Origin of the sequence: Pedobacter nanyangensis (assembly GCF_003313505.1) — a bacterium.
GTDB lineage: Bacteria > Bacteroidota > Bacteroidia > Sphingobacteriales > Sphingobacteriaceae > Pedobacter > Pedobacter nanyangensis.
The window spans coordinates 26,579-51,940 of the sequence record NZ_QMHO01000002.1 but is presented as its reverse complement, the minus strand read 5'-3'; the positions used below and the strand labels follow the sequence as shown (position 1 = coordinate 51,940).

Genomic DNA, 25,362 nt, shown 5'->3' with positions numbered 1-25,362 from the left:
TTAAAAAGCATCACCATAAGGTATATCTTGCCCATGTCCTAAAATACCTGGCCGAGTTAAAGACGACGAACCAGCCGACCCTGGGGCACAGGTAAAAAACCGCATTTGCCTCTCGCTATCTGATTAAGCCTTCCGCTGCTTTTATGATAAAATGCTAGAGAGATATGCTAAGTTCTTGAAAAATTCTTTTCATTAAACAAGCAATATTTGTTACACTAACCAATTTAGAAACAGATATGAATGTTAAGATCCAAGGCACTGCCCTAAGTTGCAGTGCCGTTTGCCGTGCCTTTGCATGTAGCCTACCCCCACCTTGTTCACAACCCCGCTTTACCATCTTTTTATAATAGCTCCAAAGTTTCAATAGCCATTCAATTCAACCAACTTAAAGGAACCATGAGAAAACCTAAGCTATCCCTTGCCTGTTTTTTGCTATGCCTATTTTTCTTCTCTTTTACCAACGAGGCGAGCGCACAGCAAAAACTAAAAGGCTATGTTCTGGACGAAAATACCCTGAAACCCATAGAAGGCGCCAATGTAAAATCAAGCATCAACAATGTGATTACGGACCGGCTTGGTAAATTCATCGTCGCTGTTGCCCCAGCAGACAAATCCGTTGACATCTCCTACATCGGCTATGCCCCACAAAAAGTAAGCTTTGGCAATGTACAAGACAGCCTACTTATTTATTTAAAAAGCACCAGCAAAACCATGGACGAAATTGTAGTGGTAGGTTACGGCACCACCAAAAAGAGTGACATTACGGGTGCTGTTAGCAAAATCACCGCCAAAGATTTCAACAAAGGCGCTAACACCTCTGCCGATCAGCTGATTGCCGGCAAAGTATCAGGCGTACAGGTGATCCAAAATAGTGGAGAGCCCGGGGGTGGAATTTCTGTAAACGTTCGCGGAATGGGATCAATAAATGCAGGAAATTCGCCATTATATGTGATTGATGGCTTTCCGATAGATAATGCCGCTACAGTGAGCGGCACAGGTGCCAATTTTACAGGCATGCGTACGTCCCGAAACCCACTCAACTCCATCAACCCTAATGACATCGAATCCATCGAAATTTTAAAAGATGCTTCTGCTACAGCCATTTATGGTTCTAGAGGCGCTAACGGCGTAGTGCTCATTACCACCAAAGCGGGAAAAGTTGGCGGGCTTAAAGTAGATTACGATGTGTATTTCGGCGTACAAAACGTGATGCGTGACATCCACCTTTTAAATGCCCAGCAGTACCAAACGGTGATCAACGAATTGATCCAGGCCGGCGCAGGTACCCCTAGCCAAACTGTGGACAACTTTAGCGGCGGCACCAATTGGCTGGATAATATGTACCATAAAAATGCCCCCTTGCAAAACCACAACCTTTCCTTTTCGGGCGGCGACGAATTCAACAAATTTTATGCATCCTTAAACTACTCAGATCAGCGTGGGATTTTAATCAACTCTGCCAATAAAAGATATACGGCCAGATTAAACTTAGAGCACAACAAAAATAATTTTAAAGCGGGCTTTAACTTAACCACATCATTTGTGAAGGATAATTATGTAGCCAACGGCATGGATTTGAACGAGAGAGCGGGCATCATTTATGCGGCCATTGCTTATGATCCTACCCTGCCCATTTATACCAATACGGGCACTTATACCCTATCGCCAGACATGAATATCGATAATCCTTTGGCTATTGCCAATGGAAAAACCTCTATCTCCAATTTATACCGCACCCTGGGCACTGCTTATGGCGAGCTTACTTTCCTGAAAGATTTTAAAGCTAAATTGAACATTGGTGCCGATATTTCTAACCAAAGGAGAGATACCTACGTGGACAGACAAACCATAGAAGGCAGGGCCAATGGTGGTATTGCAAGTATCTTAACCGGAACAGATAACAGTTTCCTTTCTGAATTTACCGTGAGCTACAAAAAGAAATGGCGCATACACGACGTAAGCGGCGTAGTTGGGATAACTGCTCAACAGTTTGGAGATAAAGACCAAAGCTCGCAAGGTAGTGGCTTTTCATCTGACGCCACGCGTACCGACAACATGGGGCTTGGCGATCCTACCAAGTATATTGTAACCAGCGGCCGTCAGGCCAACAGCTTATTGTCGTACTTGGGCCGGGTAAACTATACGTTATTGGACAAGTATCTATTAACGGCTTCGTTACGGGTTGATGGTTCGTCGAGGTTTGGCGACAACAATAAGTTCGGGATGTTCCCTTCCTTTGCTTTGGGATGGAAAATGGAAGAAGAACGGTTTATCAAAGATCTGAATTTATTTACTACGCTTAAGCTTCGTGCCAGTTGGGGCCGCACCGGCAACCAGGAAATTGGCAACTACCAGTCGATGTCGACCTTGGGAGCTGGTTGGAAAGCAGTAATTGGCAATGGCCAGGTAACCACCACCACGCCAAGCCGTATTGCAAACCCCGACCTTAAATGGGAAACCTCGGAACAGTTGAATTTTGGCTTAGATTATAGCTTGGCAAAGGGCCGGGTTTCGGGCAGTATTGATTGGTTTGTAAAGGATACGAAAGACATGTTGCTAAGTTTGCCCATTTCTAGGTCAACAGGCTTTGCCACACGTATGACCAATATTGGCAGGGTACGTAACTCAGGTATCGAAGTTCTTGTTAATACTAAAAATCTTATTGGAAAATTCAATTGGGAAACTACCTTCAACTTCTCCTACCTAACAAATAAAGTGGTTGATTTGGGAGGTTTAAACAACATTTTCAGCGGAAGTGCGGGGGCCAGTACCAATGTTAGCATATTAAGGGTAGGCCAGCCCATGTATTCCTTTTTCGGCTATCAGGTTGATGGGATATGGCAAACTGGCGACAATTTTGCGGTGACTACCGATAATGTAAAACCTGGGGACATCAGGTACAGGGACATTGATGGCAACAAAACGGTAAATGCCGAAGATAGGGTGATTATTGGTAATTCATTCCCCAAATACAACAGTTCCATTACCAACAATTTCACGTATAAAAACTTTAACCTCAACATTTTTGTGGATGGCGTTTTTGGTGTAGATATGCTGAACAACAACCTGGTAGACACCTATTTTCCTGCCAACTTAAAAAGAAACAGGTTGGCCGAACCACTGTTGAACCGTTGGACGCCAAGCAATCCTTCGAGCGTTTACCCGTCGTTTGTTAACACCGCTACACAGGGTACCAAACAGGTAAACACCTACACCGTAGAAGATGCCAGCTATATCAGGTTAAACACGGTGCGCTTGGGCTATAGTTTTAACCTTAAAAACTTTGCTTACATCAAAGGCATCAATATTTACGTTGCCGGGCAAAATTTAGCCATGATTACCAACTACAGTGGCTATGATCCGTCTATTAGTCCTGGTGGCGGTGGTGCAAGGATAGACTGGAACGCCTATCCTACCGCAAGAACCTTTTTGTTTGGCCTTAACTTAAATCTATAAACCATGAGAACGATATATCAATCCCTGATTTTAACCTGCTGTCTTTGTGTACTTTCTCTTGCATCCTGTAAAGATTTTCTCAAGGAAGAGGTGTTTTCGCAGTTGGCACCCGAAAATTATTTGAGAACCAAGGAAGGTTTGACCTCTTTGCTGTACGAGGCCTACGCCAAAGCGGCAAACATGAACAGCAACAATTCTATTTATGTGTTGGGCCCACAGGAGTTTTCTACCGATATTCTTAATCAAAGCGGCGATAGCGTTGAGCCAACCATCAGAAACTACCGCGAGTTCAATTGGGACCCCACGATGGATTTCCTGATCCAAAACTGGGACCCGCCTTATCAATGTATCAGAGATGCCAATATGGTATTGGAAAACATCGCCGGATCGGCGCTGACTGATGCCGAAAAGAAAAGCTATACTGCCGAGGCCCGTTTTTTAAGAGCCATTTCCTATTACAAATTATATCTCTTTTTTGGCACGGTACCGCTAAGAACCTCAACCACCCAAGCGGTTAATTTACCGAGGGCAGATGAAGGCACGCTTAAAAATTTTATTGAAACGGAACTTAAGGAAGCCACCACTGATTTACCGCTGCCTGCCAATGTGCCAGAACGGTACAGGGCACACAAAGCCGCTGCAATGGGCTATTTAATTAAGTTTTACCTAAACACCAAAAAATGGAACGAAGCGGCAACTTTATCGCAAACGTTTTTAACCACTTTTAACTATACCTTATTTGGTGAGTATATGGATATGTTTAAAGTGGAGAACGAAAACAATAGTGAATACATTTGGGTAAGGCCCGCCATTGCCTCCACAGATCGGGCTACGGCAAATAGCTGGAGCAATGTTTCCTTCCCAGACAACTTTAAATCATCGCCAGAAACAGGCATTGTCTTTAAATCCACCTGGCTAAACTGGCCTAACGAGTTTAGGATATACGATACTTTTTATAACTCCTTTGAAACGGGAGATAAACGTAAAAAACTGTTTATGACAGTTTATATCAACAATGCCAACCAAACGGTATCCTTGCTGGGCAACGACAACATCCGATCGGTTAAATATTGGCCTGATCAAAACAATGCCGGGGCTGCCCATGGCAATGATATTCCCGAAATCAGGCTGGCCGACATCTATTTGAGCAGAGCCGAGGCATTAAATGAAATTTCAGGCCCAACGCAAGAGGCCTTGGATAACATCAACCTTGTAAGACGTAGGGCCAACCTACTGGATTTGAAACTGGTAGATATCACTTCCAAAGACCAATTGAGAGACTTGATCCTTGCTGAGCGGGGCCATGAATTTTATAACGAGGGTCACCGTAGGACAGACCTGATTAGGATGGGCAAATTTATTTCCAATGCTATTGCCAGAGGCAAAAACGCTAGAGATATCCATTTGGTTTTCCCTATTCCACAAGTGGTTATCGACTCGGACCCTTTGATTAAACAGAACAAGGATTTTTAAGCATATACAAAAGGTGGGCAAATGCCCACCTTTTGTATAACCGTAGCTAGCAGCATTATCGAGGTGGTTCTATTTGTAGAAGTGCCAATTTTGGGACCACCTGAGCTGAACCATGTGGCCCAAGGTTAGTAAATGATGCCCCACAAGTAAAAACCGGTAGCTTTACCTCGGCCGTTAAACAGGGGAACAATCAGCTCAATATCAAGGTTACAAATCTTTAGCTAAACCGTTTGACTGGAGATGAACTGCCCGAGGAGAATGAATATAGCAAGCCTGCTTCCAATAGCAAGTTAGGGCTTAACAAACTTTCAGGCAGCAGGGATTACCTTTAGCACTTGGAAACATTACGATAAGGATTGGCCATTGCTCGAATCTGGTCTAATGGGGCCTGCAAATATCACTTGGAGTACTCAAAGATCTTTCCGATTGTGCTCCCGAGCAACTTGCTGATTTACAGCTACGGTTCAAGTGGTAGCGAATAATAAAAAATAGTGCCTTTACCGTAGGTTGATTCTACCCATAGCTTTCCGTTGGCTTGCTGAATCATGTTTTGGCAGATATTTAAGGCTATTCCAGCACCGGTATAATCGCGATTTGTTGCTTTGGTATCCTGAATATTGAATATCCCCTGAAGCTGATCTTCCCTAATTCCAATTCCTTGGTCCTCAAAAGCTACGGTAATATAGTTGTTTTCGACCCTGCTGGATATTTTAATAGTTCCACCCAAGGGCGAGTACTTTGTTGCATTACTTAAAATGTTCCTGTTAATAAATTGGAGCATCTCCCTGTCGGCATAAACCAGCTGCCTTTGAGGAACAGCATTGGAAATATGAAGGCCTTTGCCCGCTTGATTATAAACGTAAAGATTATTGGCCTCGTTGATCAAATCATGCAAACACCACGGCTGCGCCTGATAAACATACGTGTCATTTTGAGATTTCATCCAGGTAACCAGGCCATCTAACAATTTAACACTTTCTACTGCGGTATCACGTATATGTCCAAAAAAAATACGCAGTTCCTCGTCGGATAAAGGACATTCCGAATTTTTGAACATATCAGTAACCAAGATAAGTGTTGAAAATGGCTGTCTTAAGTCATGCGCCAACACTGAAATCAACATTTTGCTGAAATTGTCTAACCGATATCGTTCCTCTGTCATCATATACTTTACTATTTGAAGCTTTCCTCACTTGGCGGCAAGAAGTTTGATTACTATGCAGATCGTTCTGTAGAAGCCAAGAGATGTAACCTAATTTGTTCTTCGCCTATCGTGTCAAGCAATTCTGTGATGCCGTAATAGTTGATAACCTGCACAATATCTATCTGAAACAACAAATCATCAGGTTCTATTCCAGAAATATGTACGTTCAGTAGTCCCTGTTGAACAGCAGGGCCGATAAAAGCATCCTCTACATTTTTTATGATTATCCGCATCTTAAATTTACATGAGCTACAATTTTGCTCAGCTATGAATACATTTTCTTATTGATTAGCAACCCAAAACTAATACACTAGGCAACAAACCGAAACGGGCCAAGCTGATTAAGACAATAACATGTGGCCCTTTTTATACAAATAGCAAAAATTTGCTATTTTAAGATGAAAATATTAAATGCAATTTTGAGGTGCTTTTTTCTTCTAAAAAACCTAAAGAAGGATACCAACAGCACAAAAATATCCATATATTTAATTGTAAAACCTCAACACATGACTAATGAAAACCAAAAAAACAACCTTATATTTAGGTAAATTTCCATTTTCATTATTTCCAGTTCACGGGATATAAAAAGGAAAGCAAATAAAAGCTGTACCACGTATAGATTGAACAGGCCATAGCCATGCACACACCCATTCTTCAGATATCCAATACCATTTTTTTGCTATACTAAGTATTTTACAGAAAACAATATGACCAAAAGAGAGGCTACAGCAATCGTATTTGATGATCATCTTCTATTCGCCGACTCTTTTTCCGCATTGATTGAACGCTTAGAACTTTTCAATAATGTACACACGCTAAGCGAGGAGAAAGAATTAACGCAGTTCTTAATCAAAAACCGTAAATCTCCTGTTTATCTATTCTTAGATTATTACCTCCAGGACAAAACCGGACTACAGCTAATTAATGAGGCCAAGCGATTAAACAAAAACGTGGTCATTATTGTAATGAGCTCCGTGGTAAGCCCAGTTGCCATCGCAAATATTCTCAGCTACAACCCTCATGGTTTCGTTAGCAAATCATCTGGATTTGATACCATACTGGAATGTTTAAACACGATTGATAGCGGGCAGCAGTACATTAGCCCCAAGATACACCAAATCAACTCGGCGGCCTCTAATATCCCGTTTTCAGCAAGAGAATTGGAGATTTTGCAGTATTTTGCCAGTGGGCTTTCTATTGCCGAAACCGCTGAACGAACCTACCTCAGCAAACATACCATTGTTGCACACCGCCGTAAAATGATGGCCAAGGCCAGTGTAAATTCTATTACAGAACTTTTATCGTATGCACGAAAGCAGGAACTCATCTAATTATAACCATTTCATGAAGCACCAAACTTGTCTCTCCAACCTTAACCTTTTTTGCCTTTTAACGTTAATGATAGGCATTTTCATTCAAATGAACGCATTTGGCAATCAAACCGCTGACCGTGCTCAAAAAGAATTCGATAAATTAGCCAAAGCTTACAAAGGTGGCAGCTTACCTGCCGACCAGTACCTGATCAAGGCCGATTCACTAACACATCAACTACTTTCTGAGGGACGAAGTTTTGAAACCAAAGAATTGGTTGATCTCCTAAATATTTATGAAGAGATTGCTTGGGGCATGCCCAAATACAGTTATGCCCGCAAAACTTACTTCATGCTTTTTTTCAATAATGCACGTATGTTCAAAAAAAAGGGAGCATCTATGTATTATGCCGAGAAAATTACGGAAGAATATAAAAGAGAAGGCAAACAAAACCCGCTTTTGGAACAACTGCAAAAGTGCAAAATATATCAAGAACAGCGCCTTTACGACAAAGTGATTGCTGTGTTTGAAAAGGAAAAAAGCTATTTGGAAAGTTTGCCCAAACTTATAAAAACAGATAAAATTGATCATTCGATAGCTTTAAATGCGATGTATATCCTATCGCCGGCCTTAATGGGCTATATTAAAAAAAAGGATACCGCAGAGGTGCTAAAAACGGCAAACTTGGCAAAACAGATTGGCAAAGCCATTCAAAGCAAATACCCCATTGGCAGAAGCCGAATGCTTTACAATGATCTTTTGATGATTGACATGCAACACTCTCTTGCCAATTACCAACAACAATATGGTGTGGCCGCTACATTGCTCAATGAAATGGAAAAGCTCAAGACAACATACAAGGACCAAGCTACAAACTTTATTGACATTAACCTGGTACGTATGCGCATAGAGAATTTTCTGAATTTGAAAAAGCCCGATAGCCTTTTAGCCTACATCAACAGGTATGAATTGTCACCTAATTTTGGGAAAAGCCAAAGTGCCGACCTTTTTGAGTTCAAAGCGAAACTGCAAGCATTAAAAGGCAATTACCACCGTGCCTATGATAATATCAGTGAGGCATTACAACACGAAAGAAATTTGCAGGGAAGCCTGATGGCCGAGACCAGCGACCTACTTTACGCCTATACGCAAGCCGAACATAGTGCCATTGCACTTCAAAAAGCTGAGAGCATAAAGCAAAACAGAACCAATTGGCTGATCATTATATCAATTTCGGCGTTGATACTAATCCTTACGATTTATCTGACGATGATTTATCGGAGTAAAAAAGCTAAAGCACAAGTAGAGGCGCTCAATAACATGGCCAATATGCAGATTATTGCTATGGAAGAAGCCAAACACCAGGCCGTACGGGAAGAGCAACAAAGATTGGGACAGGACCTACACGACGGTCTTTCTGCTTCCATAGCAGCTTTTACACACCAATTAGAGGTGCTATCCATGGATGTTGATGATGTTGCGTTACGAAGTAAATTTGTTTTGTTACGGGAAAATATGGCAAAAACCTATGAAAGTGTCAGAAGTAAAAGCCATGAATGGTTTAGCGCTTCGGACCAGTCGCCAGAATTATCTTTTGAAAAACAAGTTAAACTATTGACCGACCACGCTTTACCCGACAACCGTTATCATAAAACCATTCAGATTGACGATCATTCATTAGCTACCGTAAACACAGACACCCGAATTGCGCTGCTACGGATTATCCAAGAGGCAATTACCAATATCATTAAACATGCCAAGGCCAAAAACATCAACATATTGATTTATAGCGAAGAAAATAACTTAACACTCTCCATCAGCGACGATGGTGTTGGCCTGGATGACAAGAAACCTAATGATCACAAATCATCAATGGGCCTGGACTCAATTCGTCGCAGGGTTAAATATCTAAACGGCAAAACAAACATCAAATCAAACACTTATGGTACTGAAATCATAGTATCTATTCCTTTAGTATCATCTTTTGCCTTGATCCATTGATTAGAAAATGCTGCTTTTTGGGTTTTGCATCGGCCTAATTTGCGGCCACATTTTTAACACACCTGAAACCTAAATTATTAGAAGCACTTGAAGTTTCGCCCTTGCCCCTGCTGCCGGCTTTGTAACGGTTACAATATTCATCGCTACATAAAAATGAGCCCCCCCGTTGTACGTGCTTTTCTAATGCAGGTTCATAGGGATCATAACTATCTGTAGGACCTTTGGGATTGTCTTTGGGGCTATTCTGGTAATAATCTGGCCGATAATAATCACTGCACCATTCCCAAACATTGCCCTCCATATCGTATAATCCAAAGGCATTTGGCGCATAAGATTTTACTGGTGCCAAACCAACAAACCCATCATCTTTACTGTCTGCATCGGGAAACCTCCCTTGAAAGATATTGGCAACCCATTTGCCTTTGGGTTTCAAATCACCGCCCCAATAATAAGGCTGAGCTTCTACACCAGCTCGGGCAGCGTATTCCCATTCTGCTTCTGTGGGCAACCTTTTGCCTGCCCATTCGGCATAAGCTTGGGCATCGTTATAGCTGATATGTACCGCAGGTTTGTTTAGTTCCATTCTTCGTCCATCGCCAAATGGATTTTTCCAGCTGGCGCCAGCAACGTATTTCCACCAACTAAGGGGATTGTCCAAAGGAACCTGGTGGTCTGGTGGGCTAAAAACGGCTGAGCCAGAAACCAGTTTCTCCGCCGGTACATTGGGATAATCCTTTGGATCAAGTTTTTTTTCGGCATCGGTCACGTATCCTGTAGCTTTTACAAAAGCTTCAAATTGTTCATTGGTCACTTCGTGCTCGTCCATCCAAAAACTGTTTACCTTAACCTGATGTACGGGCAACGCATCTACAAAGCTCTCATCTATGGCGCCCATAGCAAACTCGCCCCCTTCAATCAACACCATTCCATCTGCCGAGCGCTGGATTGGCTGGCGAGACTTTTTCTGCTCGGCACTTTTATCTTTCGCTTCAAAATTACAGGCCGACATTAAGACCGCAGTAATTACCAGTAATCCATATCTAAAAGACATATTTGTTATATTTATGAGGTTAAAAATAGCCGAAATATTGCAAAGATGATCGTTAGCTCCAAAAAGGTCATGCCTAAGGCTGTTGGTTTCCCCCCCGAGTTTACCTTGGCCTTAGCGCATCGACCGTATTTTGCCAGTTAATCATTTCTTTGTATCAAAGTGCTTAACTTGGGCATATCTTTTAAGTGCCTCCAAATAGTAATAATCAGCATAAGCAAGCGGCGTGTCTATTTCAGAGTTAAAAAGGAATGCGCCAACACTGTGCTTTAATATGAAAAAATTATTTTCGCCGGGTTTGGCCAGATATTGGTCGCCCGAAAGCGATTTCAACATATCTTCGGCATAATCAAGATACTTTTTGCCGTCTTTTACTTGGGTACTAAGCTCAATTAATGCTGAGGCAATGACTGCGGCGGCCGAAGCATCACGTGGCGCTCGTTCACTTTTCACGTTATGCACATCGTAATCCCAAACAGGAATTTTATCCGCCGGGGTATTTGGATGGTTCATAATGTAGGCTGCTATTTTCTCTGCCTGATCTAAAAATTTTTGATTTTTGGTATTTTCATAGCACATGGTGTAACCGTACAATCCCCATGCCTGTCCACGTGACCAAGCCGATTCATTGGTTAGCCCTTGATGCGTTCCTTTTTGAAGGATAGCACCAGTTTTTGGATCATAATCCACTACATGATAAGAGCTGTAATCATTCCTAAAGTGATTTTTCATGGTGGTAAGCGCATGCGTATTGGCTACGGCGGTATATTTGGGCTCATGAAATTGTTGTGCCGCCCAATACAAATATTCCAAGTTCATCATATTATCAATAATGACTGGATACTTCCACTCGCCAAAGTCCCAAGAACGAATAACGCCTGGTATGGGATTAAAACGTGCGTTCAAGTTCTTTGCGCCTTGCTCAAGAACAGGTAAATATTTTTTGTCGTTTGTAATTCGATAACCATTGCCATAGGAACAATAGATCATAAAGCCCAAATCATGAGTGTGGGTAAGATAACGCAGGGAATCGAGCCCCAAGGTAAAACGCTCCGCAGCTTTGGCCAGTTTATCTTCGCCGGTAAGTTCGTAACCATACCATAACGACCCTGGAAAAAAGCCTGTGATCCAATCTTTATAATCGGCAAGTCGTGCAGAACCATCCTGATTGGTAGATCTGGGGTTTAGTCCGGGCTGATAGGCACGAGTGGCCGCCATTAGTTGCTGACGGGCAACTTTCACTGATTTCTCCAGCCATTGAGGTGTTTCGGCAACAGGTTTGGGTTGGGCCTGCATCGAAATCGGAAAAAGAAAAGCAAATAAACAAATTGAAAATCTTAAAGTCATCATAGAAATATTAGGATTGCATTTTTGGTGTTTAGCACAATGTTTATGCAGCAAAAGTAGGCCTATCCCAAATTTGCCTATTTCGATTTTCGCTATAAATGTTTCAATTTTTGAAAATTCACTCAAGTTTTTTGCACTCAATAATCAAAAACCAATACGTAATAAACATATCGCTTTACCCAAGCCAACTTGCGGGTTTTCGGCAGAAAATCCCTCCCCATCCATAAAGCAAAATAGCCTTATAACACATCTGACTTGCAACAATAATTTTCAGTTTAACGATTTGAGGACAACCAGCACCGCACAGGATCTTGGCGCTTAAAGTAATTTCACAATTATCAAAAATCAACAATTTATTAGCAATAATTGAAAGTCATTGCTGTGCCCGACAGCGAAATTTGATCTAAACTAACAACCTATAATAAACTTTCATTAATGAACAAGGTATGAAAAAACTATTACTACTATTGTTAATCACTGTAGGATGTGCGGTCTTGTTAAAGGCCCAAAATCCAAACCTTATCAAAGGTACAGTTGTAGATGACACATCTTTGCCTATGGTAGGTGTAACAATCACCGTAAAGGGCACTAACCAAACTACCATTAGCGACAACAACGGTTACTTCACGATTAATGCCGATCGAAAGAGTATATTGGTATTTCAATTTATGGGCTTCCGTAAACTTGAGCTTGCCTTAGATGGCAAAACTGAAATTAAGGCCACCATGCAAATGGACGACAAGAGCCTTAATGAAATTGTAGTTGTGGGCTACGGCACACAAAAGCGTAAAGACCTCACCGGTGCAATTGCCTCAGTAAGCGGAGCCGAAATAGCAAAGGTTCCAGTTCAAAACGTTGCCCAGGCCTTGCAAGGACGCCTTGCTGGTGTTCAGGTTACCCTGTCTGATGGTTCGCCAGGCGCTAGTCCGGCTATAAAAATCCGCGGCGGAACTTCAATTACCCAAAGTAACGAGCCTTTGTACGTAGTGGACGGCGTGCCACAAACAGATGGCCTTGCTTTTCTGGATCCTATGGATATAGAAAGTATAGATGTGCTGAAAGATGCTTCTTCGACCGCAATTTATGGAGCAAGAGGTGCCAATGGCGTGGTGCTGGTTACCACAAAGCAAATCAAAGCCGGAAAAGTAGCCATTAACTATGAGGGATATGTTGGCGCAAAAAAGATAACCAATGAAATCCCCGTGATGAATGCTTACCAGTATTTGTTACTGGATTATGAACGCTCACTTGGAAATGCTACGTTAGAAACAAGTTTTACCAACAGATACGGCGCTTTCGATCAACTACAGGCCAATTACGGCAACCGACCTGGCAAAAACTGGCAAAAGGAAGTTTTTGGAAGTACCGTATATAATCAATACCACAAGATCAGCTTAAACGGTGGCGGGGCAGAAACTAAATTTAACCTATTTTTTGCTAACAATAGCGATGAAGGGATCATGATCAATAGCGCCTCAAAAAAGAACATTGGAAAACTGACCTTAAACCAAAAAGTTGGCCAAAATCTTACGGTAAATGCCATGATCAATGTTTCAAATCAAAAGATAACGGGGCTACCTCCTACTGAAGGTGGTAACGCAAGACTTAGCGTATTACAAACCTTATTGCAATATAGGCCCGTAAACTCCCTTAATGCAAATGACGACCAACTTTTAGACCTACAAACAGATCCATTTGAGGACTCGGGCTCGCCAGCTTTCCAAAGCCCTATCGTGAGTGCGCAAACCAGGTTAAGAAACCGCATCATCAACACACTTAATGCCAATACAAGCATACAATATAAACTGAATAAAAGATTAACCTACCGTGGCCTGATCAATTATACGCTTAAAGACAATAAATATAAGGAGTTTAATGAGGCCAAATCTATTGTGGCCATACGTAGCGGGGGTCCGTTTGGCAGTATCAGCGATGCTAAAGATATCCGATTCAACTACAACAACACCCTTACCTACAGCCAAAATTTTGCTAAAGCGCACCAGTTAGATTTAACCGCCGGGCAAGAATACGTGTACAATTACTATGAAAATTTCCGTGCCAGTGCATCTAATTTCCCTACAGTAAATAACGGATGGGATAATCTTTCATTAGGTACCGTAGTAGGTGTGCCAAGCTCTTACACCGAAGATGACAAGCTGCTTTCATTCTTCGGAAGATTAAATTATTCTTATGGAGATAAATATTTATTAACCGCTACCCTACGTGCTGATGGATCATCAAAATTTGGGATGAATAACCAGTGGGGCTACTTCCCATCAGTGGCACTGGCTTGGCGTTTGATCAATGAAGATTTCATGAAAAAGGCCCCTGTATTTTCAGATCTTAAACTGCGTTTAAGTTACGGACAGGCTGGCAACAACCGTATTCCAAACTACACCGCTCTGGGAATTTACGCCACTGGGTTATATCCTGTCAACAATAGCAACGTACTATCTGCTTTCCAAAACAATCTGCCTAACCCTTCTTTGCAATGGGAAGCTAACGAATCATTTAACGTGGGCTTAGATATGGGCTTTCTAAAACAACGTATTACCCTAACTACCGAATGGTATGATAACCGCTCAAAAAACCTATTATTTGATGTTCGCATACCTGGCAGTACAGGTTTCTCAAGTCAGTTTCAAAATATCGGAAAAACGGCTAGCAAAGGTCTGGAGTTCACATTAAACACGGTCAACATAACCGGCAATGGCTTCAATTGGAGCACCAACTTTAATATTGCCTTTAATAAAACCAAAGTGCTGGAGCTTAGCCAGGGCGAAACTTTTAAAATTTTATCTAGTTATACCACCATCAACGATTTCATATTACAGGTTGGAAGGCCCGTGGGCACCATGTACGGTTACCTAACCGATGGTTTATATCAGGTAGGCGATTTTGATTTCAACACTGCAACCAATACCTACACTTTAAAAAACGGTGTAGTAAAAGATAACCGTACCGTACAACCTGGTTTCCAAAAATTTAAAGACATTAGCGGGCCCAACGGCGTTCCTGATGGGATAATTAGCGATGCCGACCGTACCGTGATCGGCAATGCAAACCCTAAATACACCGGCGGTATCGGCAACTCGTTCAGCTATAAAGGCATAGATCTGAGCGTGTTCCTGAATTTTTCTGTAGGTGGTGATATTTACAATGCCAATGTACTTAACAACTCGGCCCTAAGCAACCAATACAAAAATAGTTTACAGCGTTTTACCAATAGATGGACAACCATTAATGCAGCGGGCGCACGTGTAACCGACCCAACTGAACTGGCTGCCCTAAACCAAGGCAAAACGGTACCATCTTACGCCGGAATTGTTTCCGACAGGCCATATGATACCCTTATCGAAGATGGTTCTTTTCTACGCATCAACAACGTGAGTTTAGGCTATACGTTTCCCAAAGAGCTGATACAAAAAATAAAACTTAGCAATGCCCGCATTTACTTAACGGCTTATAATCTTCATGTTTTCACAAAGTATTCTGGCTACGATCCTGAAGTAAGCACGGTAAACAATGCCGTTACACCAGGCGTTGATTTCAGTGCTTATCCAAGAGCGAAATCTTTTGTTTTCGGCCTTAATTTAACACTGTAGCTCTCCTAAACTATTTACGATTCAAACTGGATAAAACCATAAAAACTATTTTTATGAAACAGAAAATATTTACATACCGAGTTTTAATATTTTTATCGGCAATCTCTTTTTCCATTTGCTCTTGCAAAAAGGCATTGGAAACTACCCCTTATTCTTTTTTTGGTAGCGAAAACTTCTATTCTAGTATCGCAGAAGCAGAAATGGCCGCACTGGGGGTTTATTCCTCGGCATCTACCTGGGCGGCCTACGGATGGTACATTCCACAGGTATTAGATAATGACAGCGATATTAGCCAGATTTCTGGTAACTCGGCCGATAGCTGGCGAGTAATCCCCCATTATACCGGCATTCCCGAAACCGATATCTACTCCTCAACTTGGAACGTACTGTATCAAGGTATTGACCGTGCAAATGTGGTTATCGAAAGAATTCCAAAAATGCCCCTTTATACCAGCGGTACTGCCCAGGAAAAAGCAAAACTTGACCAATATTTAGGCGAAGCCAAATTTCTACGTGGCTTCTATTATTCGGAATTGGTTCGTATGTGGGGTGATGTACCATTTAAAACAAAGAGCTCGGCCGTAGGCGATGTTATCAAAAATCCATTGGTAGACCGATACAAGATATACGAACAAATTACCAAGGATTTGTTGGAAGCAGCCGAAGCATTGCCCCCTACCTCACCTACCAGCGAACGCGCTACCAAGTGGGCAGCCAAAGCACTATTGGCCAGAATATCACTGTTTGCAGGTGGTTATTCCTTACGTGCCGATGGGCAAATGAAACGTCCAGATAACTATAAAGAATATTATGAGGTAGCCCGTCAGCAAATCAATGAGATCATGACCGCTAACCCTTATAAGCTAAACCCAAGTTATCCGCAGGTATTTATTAACCAATGCAAACATCAACTTGAGCCTACCGAAAGCATTTTTGAAATCGCGTTTTTCTCGCTCACCGGCGGCGGTGGCGAAACACCAAACAGCTCTCGTATTGGTTTTTGGAATGCCCCTACCACTGCAGCGGGCGTTTATGCCTCAACAAATTTAAGGCAAGCTACCATCAGGCCATTTTATGAGCTATTTCAGGACGGAGATTTTAGGAAAGATTTTGCTGTGGCAAGATACAGCATCAACGCAATGGGCAACAGGCAATACCTAACTACCGGTACCGGAGACCAAAATTGGGCACCGGGAAAATGGAGCAGAGAATATCAAACAAACAGTCCAACAGAAAATGTAAACACCAATATCAATTATGTTGTAATGCGCTATTCTGACCTTTTGCTGATCCGCGCAGAAGTAGAAAACGAATTGAACGAAGGCCCAAATAACGTGGCACTGGATGCCATTAACCAAGTAAGACGACGTGCCTATGGGTTGAATATGACGGGCAACAGTATTGCTTTAACCGTTACCAATGGCGGTACGGGCTACACAGCCAATCCAACGATAGAAATTACCGGTGGTGGCGGAAATTATGCCTCGGCCGCTGTAGCTACCCGAACCTCAAACAAAATTGCAACACTTACGCTAAACAATGGTGGTTATGGCTATACCTCGGCCCCCGCAGTAACCATAACGGGCGGTAATGGTAGCGGAGCCATAATTACTGCAAGTTTAGTGGCCAAGCCTAGCGCCAATGCCATTGATATACCCACAGGACTAAATAAACAGCAATTTTTTGACATTCTGGTAGATGAACGTGCAAAAGAATTATGTTTTGAGGGAATGCGCAGAGCCGATTTAATTCGCTGGAATTTATTAGGGACAAAAATTGCGGAGACTTTGGTTAAAGTGAGAGCCATCAGAGCAACTTACCCTTACCTCGCCGGAACCAATTTTGTGGCCGGTAAACATGAACTTTTTCCTTTCCCGCAAAACGAAATGGATGTGAACACGGCCATTACAAGACAAAATCCGGGATGGCGTTAATGCAAACAAATTAAAATTAAGGAAGCTATTTACCAATACTGGGTAAAACCATACCATAGAACAATTAAAAATGACAAGGTGTATTTATAAAACATTTGCGTGTGTATTTATAGCAACAAGCCTGTTTGCGCAAAAGCCTGATAGCCCCGTAAAAACATTACCAAATGCAGTGATCGAAGAGTGGCGAATAACAGCGCAACCCAACCATGTAACGGTAAAAACAAATCCTCCTAGTTTACTTTGGGCCTCGGAAAAAAAGAATAGCGGCAGAAACGTACGATACAAAATTTATCTGAGCCAAGATGTTGCTTTTCCCAAAAACAACACCATAGAAAGTAAGCCACAGCAATATTGCTTCTTTAATCCGCACCAAAAAATGGCCGCGGGCAAATGGTACTGGAAGTATGAGATTATTACCGGTTCAAAAACCGAAACAAAGGGCATTTACTCCTTTTTTATAGATCCTCTGTCAAACAATTTCGAAACGCCCAGCTTTGAACAGTTTTTGAGCAATATTACCAGGCAACACCCAAGGGTGATGAACCAGGGCAGAAATATTGAACAAATCAGAAAGGATGCCCCTTCGCATCCTTTGTACAAAAGTATTATAGCCTCAGGTGAAAAAGCACTAAAAATGCCCATATTTACCGGTAGCGTAATAGGAAAAACACCGGCCGAAGAAAGGGCCTTGAACATCAAAGCAGGAAAAGAACTTGATATCTATCAAAACCTGCTCGAAGCTTATGTTTTATCAGGAAACAAAGAGATGTTGGAGAAAATTAAGGAAAGGATGAACATATTGCTCACCTGGCCAACCAACGATCTTTTAGGCGCTAAGGTAATGATCGCCTTGGCTAAAGGCTACGATATTCTTTATACTAATCTTTCTGGGAAGGAAAAGGACAACCTATTAAACGTGATAGCCAAACAGCTAAAACACGGCCTTAATGATTGGCCAGGTCTTATTGAGGCCAGGCATGTAGAAAATCATTTTTGGCAAATGGAGCTTGCCGGAAATTTTATTGCAGCACTTGCCACGGCCCACGATTTGCCCGAAAGCCGTGCCATGCTTGAATATACTTACGAGCTGTTTTTGGCCCGTTTTCCTAACCTAGCTACGCAAGAAGGCGGATGGTCTGAAGGTATTGGCTATTTCGGCGTAAACAAATTGGCCATGGTAGATATGGCTTTATTGATGAAGAAAATAGGCAATGTCAATGTTTTTAACATGCCTTGGTATAAAAATCTGGCCGACTATTTTCTTTATTTCGCTCCAGTTGATGGCAGGATTTCTGGTTTTGGCGATATGCACGACCGTGTGTATTATGGCAATGTGGGCCATGAAATGATGCTCACCGTTGGAGAAGAAAATCATGATGACAAAGCCCTATATCGTTTATCGGCCTTACTGCAATCAAAAAAACAGGGACCAGAAAGAGAAGAAGAACAACCTCCTTCAAAATCTTTACAAAAAGTAGAGCCATGGTATCAAATTGTAAATAATATACGCTTTGATGCAAACCAGGTAGCTACGCCTAAAAATATACCACAAGCCCGGCTATTTGAGGGCGTAGGCGAAACCGCCATGCATACCAACGTGCTCAACAGCGCTGATAATACGGCAGTATATTTCAGGTCATCCCCTTTTGGAGCCAAGGGCCATATGCACGCCAACCAAAACAGCTTCAATATTTCTCGTAAAGGCGAACCAGTATTTTATGCTACAGGCTATTACACGTCCTTTGCCGATCCGCATGCTTTAAGTTCGTATAGGCATACCAGAGCGCATAATGGCATTTTGATCAATGGCATGGGACAGGCTTTTGGGCACCAAGGCTATGGCTGGATCAAGCGCTTCATTAATGGCGAAAATATCAGCTACGTATGCGGCGATGCTACCATGGCCTACAAACCTGTTGTAGATAAACAATTTATAGATCTTTTACTGCAAAACAACATCAAACCAACGCCCGAAAATGGCTATGGGGACGCTAAACTAAAGTTATTCGAAAGGCATTTGGTGTTTTTAAGACCGGGCACCATTATTATTTACGATATCTTGGAATCTGAACAGCCCTCAGAATGGACATTTTTACTACATACCATGGATAAGCCCGAGCTGAACAATCAAAACTTACTCACTTTAACCAGTGGTTCCAATTATGCCGAAGCTTTTGTAACAGGCTCTGGCAAACTAAATGCTACGCTTACCGACCAGTTTTTTTCGCCTGCCATTGATTTTAAAAAGAAATATAAATCTGTTAAAAACCAATATCACCTATCATACAACACAGAAACGAAATCAAAAAATATGCGGTTTATGGCAGTAATACAACTAAATGACGCCGGTAAGCCGGTACAACAGGCCGTTAAAATAAGTGATGGCGTATATCAAATAGGCGATATCAAAATAGAAGCCCAACTAGATGCCGCAAAGCCTCCTATGCTTTTAGTAAAAAATGGTCGTGAAATGCTAAACATCAAAGCTAACAACACCATACTCGAAGAAACCGTTAACGGAAAAAAACGAGTGGCATCCGCTGTTAACATTCCCTTAGCTACCGTATTACAATAGCTTGGTCAAAGCTAAACCAACTTCTGAAATATTTTTTAAAACGAAAACAACACAAATATGAAAAAATCCGCAAAGTTCTTCTTACCCCTATGCCTCATGCTTATAAGCCTAATGGCCTGTAATGTAGCAAAGAAGGACACCGCTAAGCGTCCAAATATCTTGATGATCATGTCCGACAACCAATCATGGAACCATGCTGGATGTTATGGCGACAGCATCGTACGCACGCCAAATATGGACAAGCTGGCCAAAGAAGGTATTCAATTTGAAAATGCTTTCTGTAGTTCGCCCTCTTGCACCCCAGCTCGTGCGGCCATGCTGGCCGGGCAAGATACCTGGAGATTAAGAGAAGCCTCCAACCTATGGAGCATTATGCCTACCCAATACCAGATTTATACTGATCTTTTAGAATCAAAAGGCTATCAAGTTGGCTTTCAAGGCAAAGGCTGGGGCCCTGGAAGTTTTGAAGCGAATGGACGTAAACATAACCCTGCGGGCCATCCTTTCAACAGTTTTAGTGATTTTTTACAGTTGAAGAAAACCGATCAACCTTGGTGCTATTGGATCAGTAGCCATGAACCTCATCGCCCGTACAGTGTAGGTTCTGGTACTAGGGCCGGTATCGATTCCAATCGTATAAAAGTACCCGGTTACTTGCCAAATGTCCCTGTAGTTAGGGGCGACATTGCCGATTACTATGCAGCTATAGAACAGTTTGACCGAGAACTGGGACAGGCACTAGCCGAGTTGAAAAAAAGCGGCGAGCTCGAAAATACCGTAATTGTAGTATGTAGCGACAACGGCTGGCAAATGCCTCGCGGTTTGGCTAATCTTTACGATTTTGGCACACGTGTTCCCCTTATTATTTCATGGCCTGGCAAATTTAAACAAGGCCTAATCACCGATCATTTGGTTACCTTAAACGATCTCGCTCCTACTTTTCTGGAACTGGGAAAGGTAGCCGTACCTAAGGAAATGACCGGTAAAAGTTTGTTACCGATTGTCCAAAAAGACGCAGAAGAACCAAACCCACGGGAATTTGTGGTTTTGGGCCGCGAAAGACATGCTTTTGTTCGTCAATATGGTTTAGGCTACCCCGGCAGAGCCATACGTACCAAAGATTTCCTATTGATTAAAAACTACGAGCCGAATAGATGGCCAGCTGGCGATCCGCCTTTTTATGGCGACATAGATCCTTACATGCTTAATTGGCCAGGCGAAACCAAATATTACCTCATGGAACATAAGAATGACCCTAAGGTAAAACGCTTTTTCGATTTGGGAATAGCCAAACGCCCAGCAATAGAATTGTTCGACATCAAAAATGACCCCGATGAACTACAGAACCTTGCCAATGTGCCTAAATATGCCGCTATAAAAGCTGATTTACTAAAAAAAATGGATAACTATCTGATCAAAACCCAAGATCCACGGGCGATTGCTGGTGATACCAAAGTATGGGACACAGCTCCATACTTTAGCGAGGTTGACAAAAAACCAAAGCCTAGCAAAGAGATGCAAAAACGCTTTAAATTGGACACCGCATACGATTATCTAAAGTAAATTACCATGCAGGAAAAATTTGCGATAGGGATAGATGTAGGTGGTTCATCCTTGAAATGCGGTGTGGTAAACCAAAATGGTGAAATTATCCATTCATTTTTACAATCGCTGGAAGAAACTAGCACCGAAGCGGACGTGATCACGCTGATTACTGCTGCCGCACTTCAATGTGCAGCTACAGTAAATAACTTAGTAGAAGGTATAGGTGTTGGCTTTCCGGGGATAGTCGATCAAAACACAGTAATTGGCGGTGCCGATAATCTTCCAGGTTTTAACAACCTTCCGTTAGGCCAAATCCTGAAAGCAAGAACCGGCTATCCGGTGTGGGTAAATAACGATGCGAACATGATGGGCTATGGTGAACTCAAATACGGAGTTGCCAGCGGCAGTGAAAATATGGTGTTCCTTACCGTTGGAACCGGTATTGGCGGAGCTATACTTATTGATGGGAAAATATTTGGCGGTCACCAAAATCGTGGGGCAGAGTTGGGACATATCATGATTAACCATGGCGGCAAGCTCTGTAGCTGTGGTGCCAAGGGATGCTTTGAGGCTTACGCCTCCATATCGGCGCTGATAGAAGATTTTCGTGATGCTGGTGGAACGATTGCCAAAGGGGATCAAATAACCGGCCGGAGCATTGTGGCAAAATATCATGAAAACGATTCCATAGCCAAAATTGCCCTACAACAACATTTCGACTATATGGCTACCGGCATTGCCAGTTTGATCAATGTATTCAGTCCACAAAAAGTAGTTATAGGTGGCGGCATTAGTGAGGCAGGCCAATTTTATGTAAACGAAATTAAAACCCGCACACTTGGTATGGCTATGCCTGCGGCAGCGCAATTTACCAGTATCGTTGCAGCCAACTTAGGCAATAAAGCGGGCTTATTAGGATGTGCCGCAAAAGTATTTGACCAGATAAAAAACTCAGATAACCACGTTTAATGATACTCAAACCAACAGATCATCCATATTTCATGAAATATAGGCGCACATTCCGCAATTATGTGTTATTAGTGGGCATATTAACCTTTGGGTGTGCCGTTAAAGCACAACAACCCAATATCGTGATCATTATTTCCGACGACCATGCCTATCAAACCATTGGCGCCTACGGAAGCAAATGGGCACAAACCAAAAATATTGATCGACTGGCCAAAGAAGGGGCAATTTTCACCAAATCCTATGTCACCAACTCCATCTGTGGCCCTAGCAGAGCGGCCATCCTTACCGGAAAATACAGCAACAAGAATGGCTTTAAGGACAATGAAAATTCCAATTTCGATTTTAACCAAGACAACTTTGCCAAAGCACTGCAAAAAGTAGGCTACCAAACAGCTTGGATTGGTAAAATGCACTTGGGCAACAATACGCCTCAGGGTTTTGACTACTACAGTATCCTGCCTGACCAGGGACGTTATTACAATCCTGATTTTATACAGATGGATAACACCAGGAAAAAATTCCAGGGCTATGTAACCGATATTGTTACCGATGAAGCTGAAAAATGGATGAAAAAGCGTGACGAAGCTAAACCCTTTTGTTTGGTTATCGGCCATAAAGCCACCCATCGTACCTGGATGCCTGCATTGGAAGACCTTGGCCGATATGACAGCATAAAATTTGAGCTACCGAGCAATTTTTACGACGACTACAAAACCCGTAAAGCTGCCGCCGTACAAGACATGAGCATTGCAAGAACCATGACTTTACGGAACGATTTGAAGATGTACGACGGCCAACCACTTAATCATTCGGGTGATATCAGTGACATGACCGAAGATCAACAAAAACAGTGGCATGCCTATTACGACAAAATAAAAATGCAGTTTGAAAAGGAGAAACCCGTTGGACGAGCGCTTACCGAATGGAAATACCAACGCTACATGAAAGATTACTTGTCCACAGCGGCCTCACTTGACCGTAACATTGGCAAAACATTGGACTATTTGGATAAAAGCGGCCTAGCTCAAAACACCATCGTCATCTACCTTTCAGATCAAGGATTTTATATGGGCGAACATGGTTGGTTTGATAAACGGTGGATGTACGAACAATCCTTTCGTACACCAATGCTCATGCGTTATCCAGGACTGGTAAAACCTGGAAGTACTATTGACCAATTTCTACTGAATATCGATATTGCCCCTACGCTTTTACAGGCAGCCGGAGCAGCAGTGCCTACCGAAATGCAAGGACTTTCTTTCCTTCCTTTATTAAAAAAACAACGATACACCGCCCGTGAAGCCATCTATTATCATTACTACGAAAATGGTGAACATGCCGTATCGCCACATTTTGGAGTTAAAACCAATAGATATAAACTGATACGATTTTACAAAAGAGTGGAGCATTGGGAATTGTTTGACCTTCAAAACGATCCTGATGAACTCCACAACATTTACGATAGCAAGGCCGCTGCTCCTATTGTAAAAGAAATGAAGGCAAAGCTAAATGCTTTAATTAAAAAGTACCAAGATACCGAAGCAGCAAAAATTTTTAATACAGGTATAAAAAAATAAATATTCATGAGATATAGAAGTAGCTTTTTGGTGGGAGTTATACTAATTATTTGGTTTGTAATTTCATTTGTAACCAATATACTGGGCCCATTGATGCCCATCATTATCGAAACTTATCAATTAAGCCTTACCATGGCGGCTTTTTTGCCCTTCTCCTTTTTTCTCGCCTATGGCGTGATGTCAATTCCCGCTGGTGTAATGATAGAAAAGCTGGGTGAAAAAAAGTCGATGCTGATCGCTTTTTCACTAAATCTCCTGGGAACATTACTTTTTGCCTTCAATCCGCAATACAGCATGGCACTTGCATCGCTGTTCGTGATCGGTATTGGCATGGCCATGTTACAGGTAATCATTAACCCATTGATGCGTACTGCCGGTGGCGAAGAAAATTTTGCCTTTTATTCTGTAATGGGTCAATTAGTTTTTGGGCTGGCATCATTTGTAAGCCCTTTTGTGTACGCTTACCTCATCAAAGCAATGGGCGGGCAATCGGCGGGCAATCCGCTCGTTGGCGCATTAAACTCCCTGGTAAAAAATGGCCTGCAATGGACGGCCTTATACTGGCTATTTGGTTTTATCTTTTTGTTCATGCTTATACTGCTCAGTCTAATAAAAATACCTCGTGTACAATTAAAAGACGATGAAAAAGCAGGTACAGCCTCAGTATATATGGAATTGCTAAAACAAGGCAAAGTCTGGTTCTTCTTTTTAGGTATTGTAGCCTATGTAGGTACGGAGCAGTCGTTAGCCAATTGGATGTCTGAATTTTTAAAACGCTATCACGGTGCTAACCCAGATACCATTGGCATTAATGCCGTAGCATGGTTTTGGGGGCTGATGACCATAGGTTGCCTATTGGGTCTTGTTGTGTTAAAGCTATGGGATTCAAAACTGGTATTAAAAATAGCTGCCATCCTATCTGCCCTTGCCCTTACCCTAGCCTTATTCGGCAGCCAAGAAATGGCCCTTTACGCATTTTCTGTATCAGGGCTTACCATTTCCGTCATGTTCTCTGTGGTATTTTCGTTGGCTCTAAATTCGGTGAGCAAATATCATGGTGCGTTTTCCGGGATTCTTTGTTCGGGCATTTTTGGCGGGGCGCTAGTACCATTTGTAGTAGGATTTATCGGTGATTTTATTGGCTTACGCTACGGATTAATGTTTCTCTACCTTACGTTAGGCTATATTTTTATCGTGGCTTTATTTGCCCATCCACTGGTAAACAACAAAACCGTAAAATTCAAAGATGTATTTAATAGCAGTAACACCGCATCAATTTAATTGGTCAGCCATCCGCATCCCATTACTTTTCAAAAA

General features: G+C 42.2%; 15 protein-coding genes. 11 read left to right on the top strand and 4 right to left on the bottom strand.

From position 1 onward, the window contains the following. Positions 1-396 precede the first annotated feature (396 nt). Complete coding sequence (locus tag DUT71_RS03345; RefSeq protein ID WP_113661595.1) at positions 397-3,456, top strand: SusC/RagA family TonB-linked outer membrane protein; 3,060 nt, start codon at positions 397-399, stop codon at positions 3,454-3,456. Positions 3,457-3,459: 3 nt separating this feature from the next. Continuing rightward, entirely contained in the window at positions 3,460-4,929 is a 1,470-nt protein-coding gene (locus DUT71_RS03340) for a RagB/SusD family nutrient uptake outer membrane protein (protein WP_113661131.1), read from the top strand. A gap of 457 nt (positions 4,930-5,386) precedes the next feature. On the opposite strand, the gene DUT71_RS03335 is transcribed toward DUT71_RS03340, so the two are convergent. Both DUT71_RS03335 and DUT71_RS03330 read right to left on the bottom strand, forming a co-directional pair. After that, a complete protein-coding gene (locus DUT71_RS03335) occupies positions 5,387-6,094 on the bottom strand; it encodes a sensor histidine kinase (RefSeq protein WP_113661130.1) in 708 nt (235 codons plus the stop codon). A 50-nt stretch (positions 6,095-6,144) separates the two neighbouring features. Next, the gene (locus DUT71_RS03330; RefSeq protein ID WP_113661129.1) at positions 6,145-6,366 is read right to left on the bottom strand and encodes a hypothetical protein; all 222 of its coding nucleotides are present in this window, start codon (positions 6,364-6,366) and stop codon (positions 6,145-6,147) included. A 474-nt stretch (positions 6,367-6,840) separates the two neighbouring features. Between DUT71_RS03330 and DUT71_RS03325 the strand changes: the two genes are divergently transcribed. Together DUT71_RS03325 and DUT71_RS03320 are read left to right on the top strand one after the other, a co-directional pair. Then, positions 6,841-7,464, top strand: a complete 624-nt coding sequence (locus DUT71_RS03325; RefSeq protein WP_113661128.1) for a response regulator transcription factor — start codon at positions 6,841-6,843, stop codon at positions 7,462-7,464. A gap of 67 nt (positions 7,465-7,531) precedes the next feature. Beyond that, positions 7,532-9,445: a sensor histidine kinase gene (locus DUT71_RS03320; RefSeq protein ID WP_162795928.1), complete on the top strand. Its 1,914-nt coding sequence runs from the start codon at positions 7,532-7,534 to the stop codon at positions 9,443-9,445. Between the two features lie 34 nt (positions 9,446-9,479). On the opposite strand, the gene DUT71_RS03315 is transcribed toward DUT71_RS03320, so the two are convergent. Together DUT71_RS03315 and DUT71_RS03310 are read right to left on the bottom strand one after the other, a co-directional pair. Continuing rightward, entirely contained in the window at positions 9,480-10,496 is a 1,017-nt protein-coding gene (locus tag DUT71_RS03315; protein WP_113661126.1) for a formylglycine-generating enzyme family protein, read from the bottom strand. A 141-nt stretch (positions 10,497-10,637) separates the two neighbouring features. After that, positions 10,638-11,843, bottom strand: coding sequence for a glycoside hydrolase family 88 protein (locus DUT71_RS03310; protein WP_240186837.1), 1,206 nt, complete (start codon positions 11,841-11,843; stop codon positions 10,638-10,640). A 443-nt stretch (positions 11,844-12,286) separates the two neighbouring features. Here DUT71_RS03310 and DUT71_RS03305 point away from each other — a divergent pair, with 443 nt between their 5' ends. The 7 genes from DUT71_RS03305 to DUT71_RS03275 all read left to right on the top strand — a co-directional run bounded on the left by DUT71_RS03305 (position 12,287) and on the right by DUT71_RS03275 (position 25,326). After that, positions 12,287-15,445 (top strand): SusC/RagA family TonB-linked outer membrane protein, encoded by a 3,159-nt coding sequence (locus DUT71_RS03305; RefSeq protein ID WP_113661125.1) that lies wholly within the window; start codon positions 12,287-12,289, stop codon positions 15,443-15,445. A 53-nt stretch (positions 15,446-15,498) separates the two neighbouring features. After that, positions 15,499-17,379, top strand: coding sequence for a RagB/SusD family nutrient uptake outer membrane protein (locus DUT71_RS03300; RefSeq protein WP_113661124.1), 1,881 nt, complete (start codon positions 15,499-15,501; stop codon positions 17,377-17,379). A gap of 70 nt (positions 17,380-17,449) precedes the next feature. Then, positions 17,450-19,954 (top strand): DUF4962 domain-containing protein, encoded by a 2,505-nt coding sequence (locus tag DUT71_RS03295; protein WP_113661123.1) that lies wholly within the window; start codon positions 17,450-17,452, stop codon positions 19,952-19,954. Positions 19,955-20,050: 96 nt separating this feature from the next. Next, positions 20,051-21,517 (top strand): sulfatase family protein, encoded by a 1,467-nt coding sequence (locus DUT71_RS03290; protein WP_240186836.1) that lies wholly within the window; start codon positions 20,051-20,053, stop codon positions 21,515-21,517. A 6-nt stretch (positions 21,518-21,523) separates the two neighbouring features. Then, positions 21,524-22,468 (top strand): ROK family protein, encoded by a 945-nt coding sequence (locus tag DUT71_RS03285; protein ID WP_113661121.1) that lies wholly within the window; start codon positions 21,524-21,526, stop codon positions 22,466-22,468. Next, positions 22,468-24,045 carry a sulfatase family protein gene (locus DUT71_RS03280; protein ID WP_240186835.1) on the top strand — a complete coding sequence of 526 codons (1,578 nt, stop codon included), beginning with the start codon at positions 22,468-22,470 and terminating at the stop codon, positions 24,043-24,045. Before DUT71_RS03285 ends, DUT71_RS03280 begins: the two co-directional genes overlap by 1 nt. A 6-nt stretch (positions 24,046-24,051) precedes the next feature. Beyond that, on the top strand, positions 24,052-25,326 hold the full coding sequence (locus DUT71_RS03275; protein WP_113661120.1) for an MFS transporter: 1,275 nt from the start codon (positions 24,052-24,054) through the stop codon (positions 25,324-25,326). The last annotated feature ends 36 nt before the right edge of the window (positions 25,327-25,362 follow it).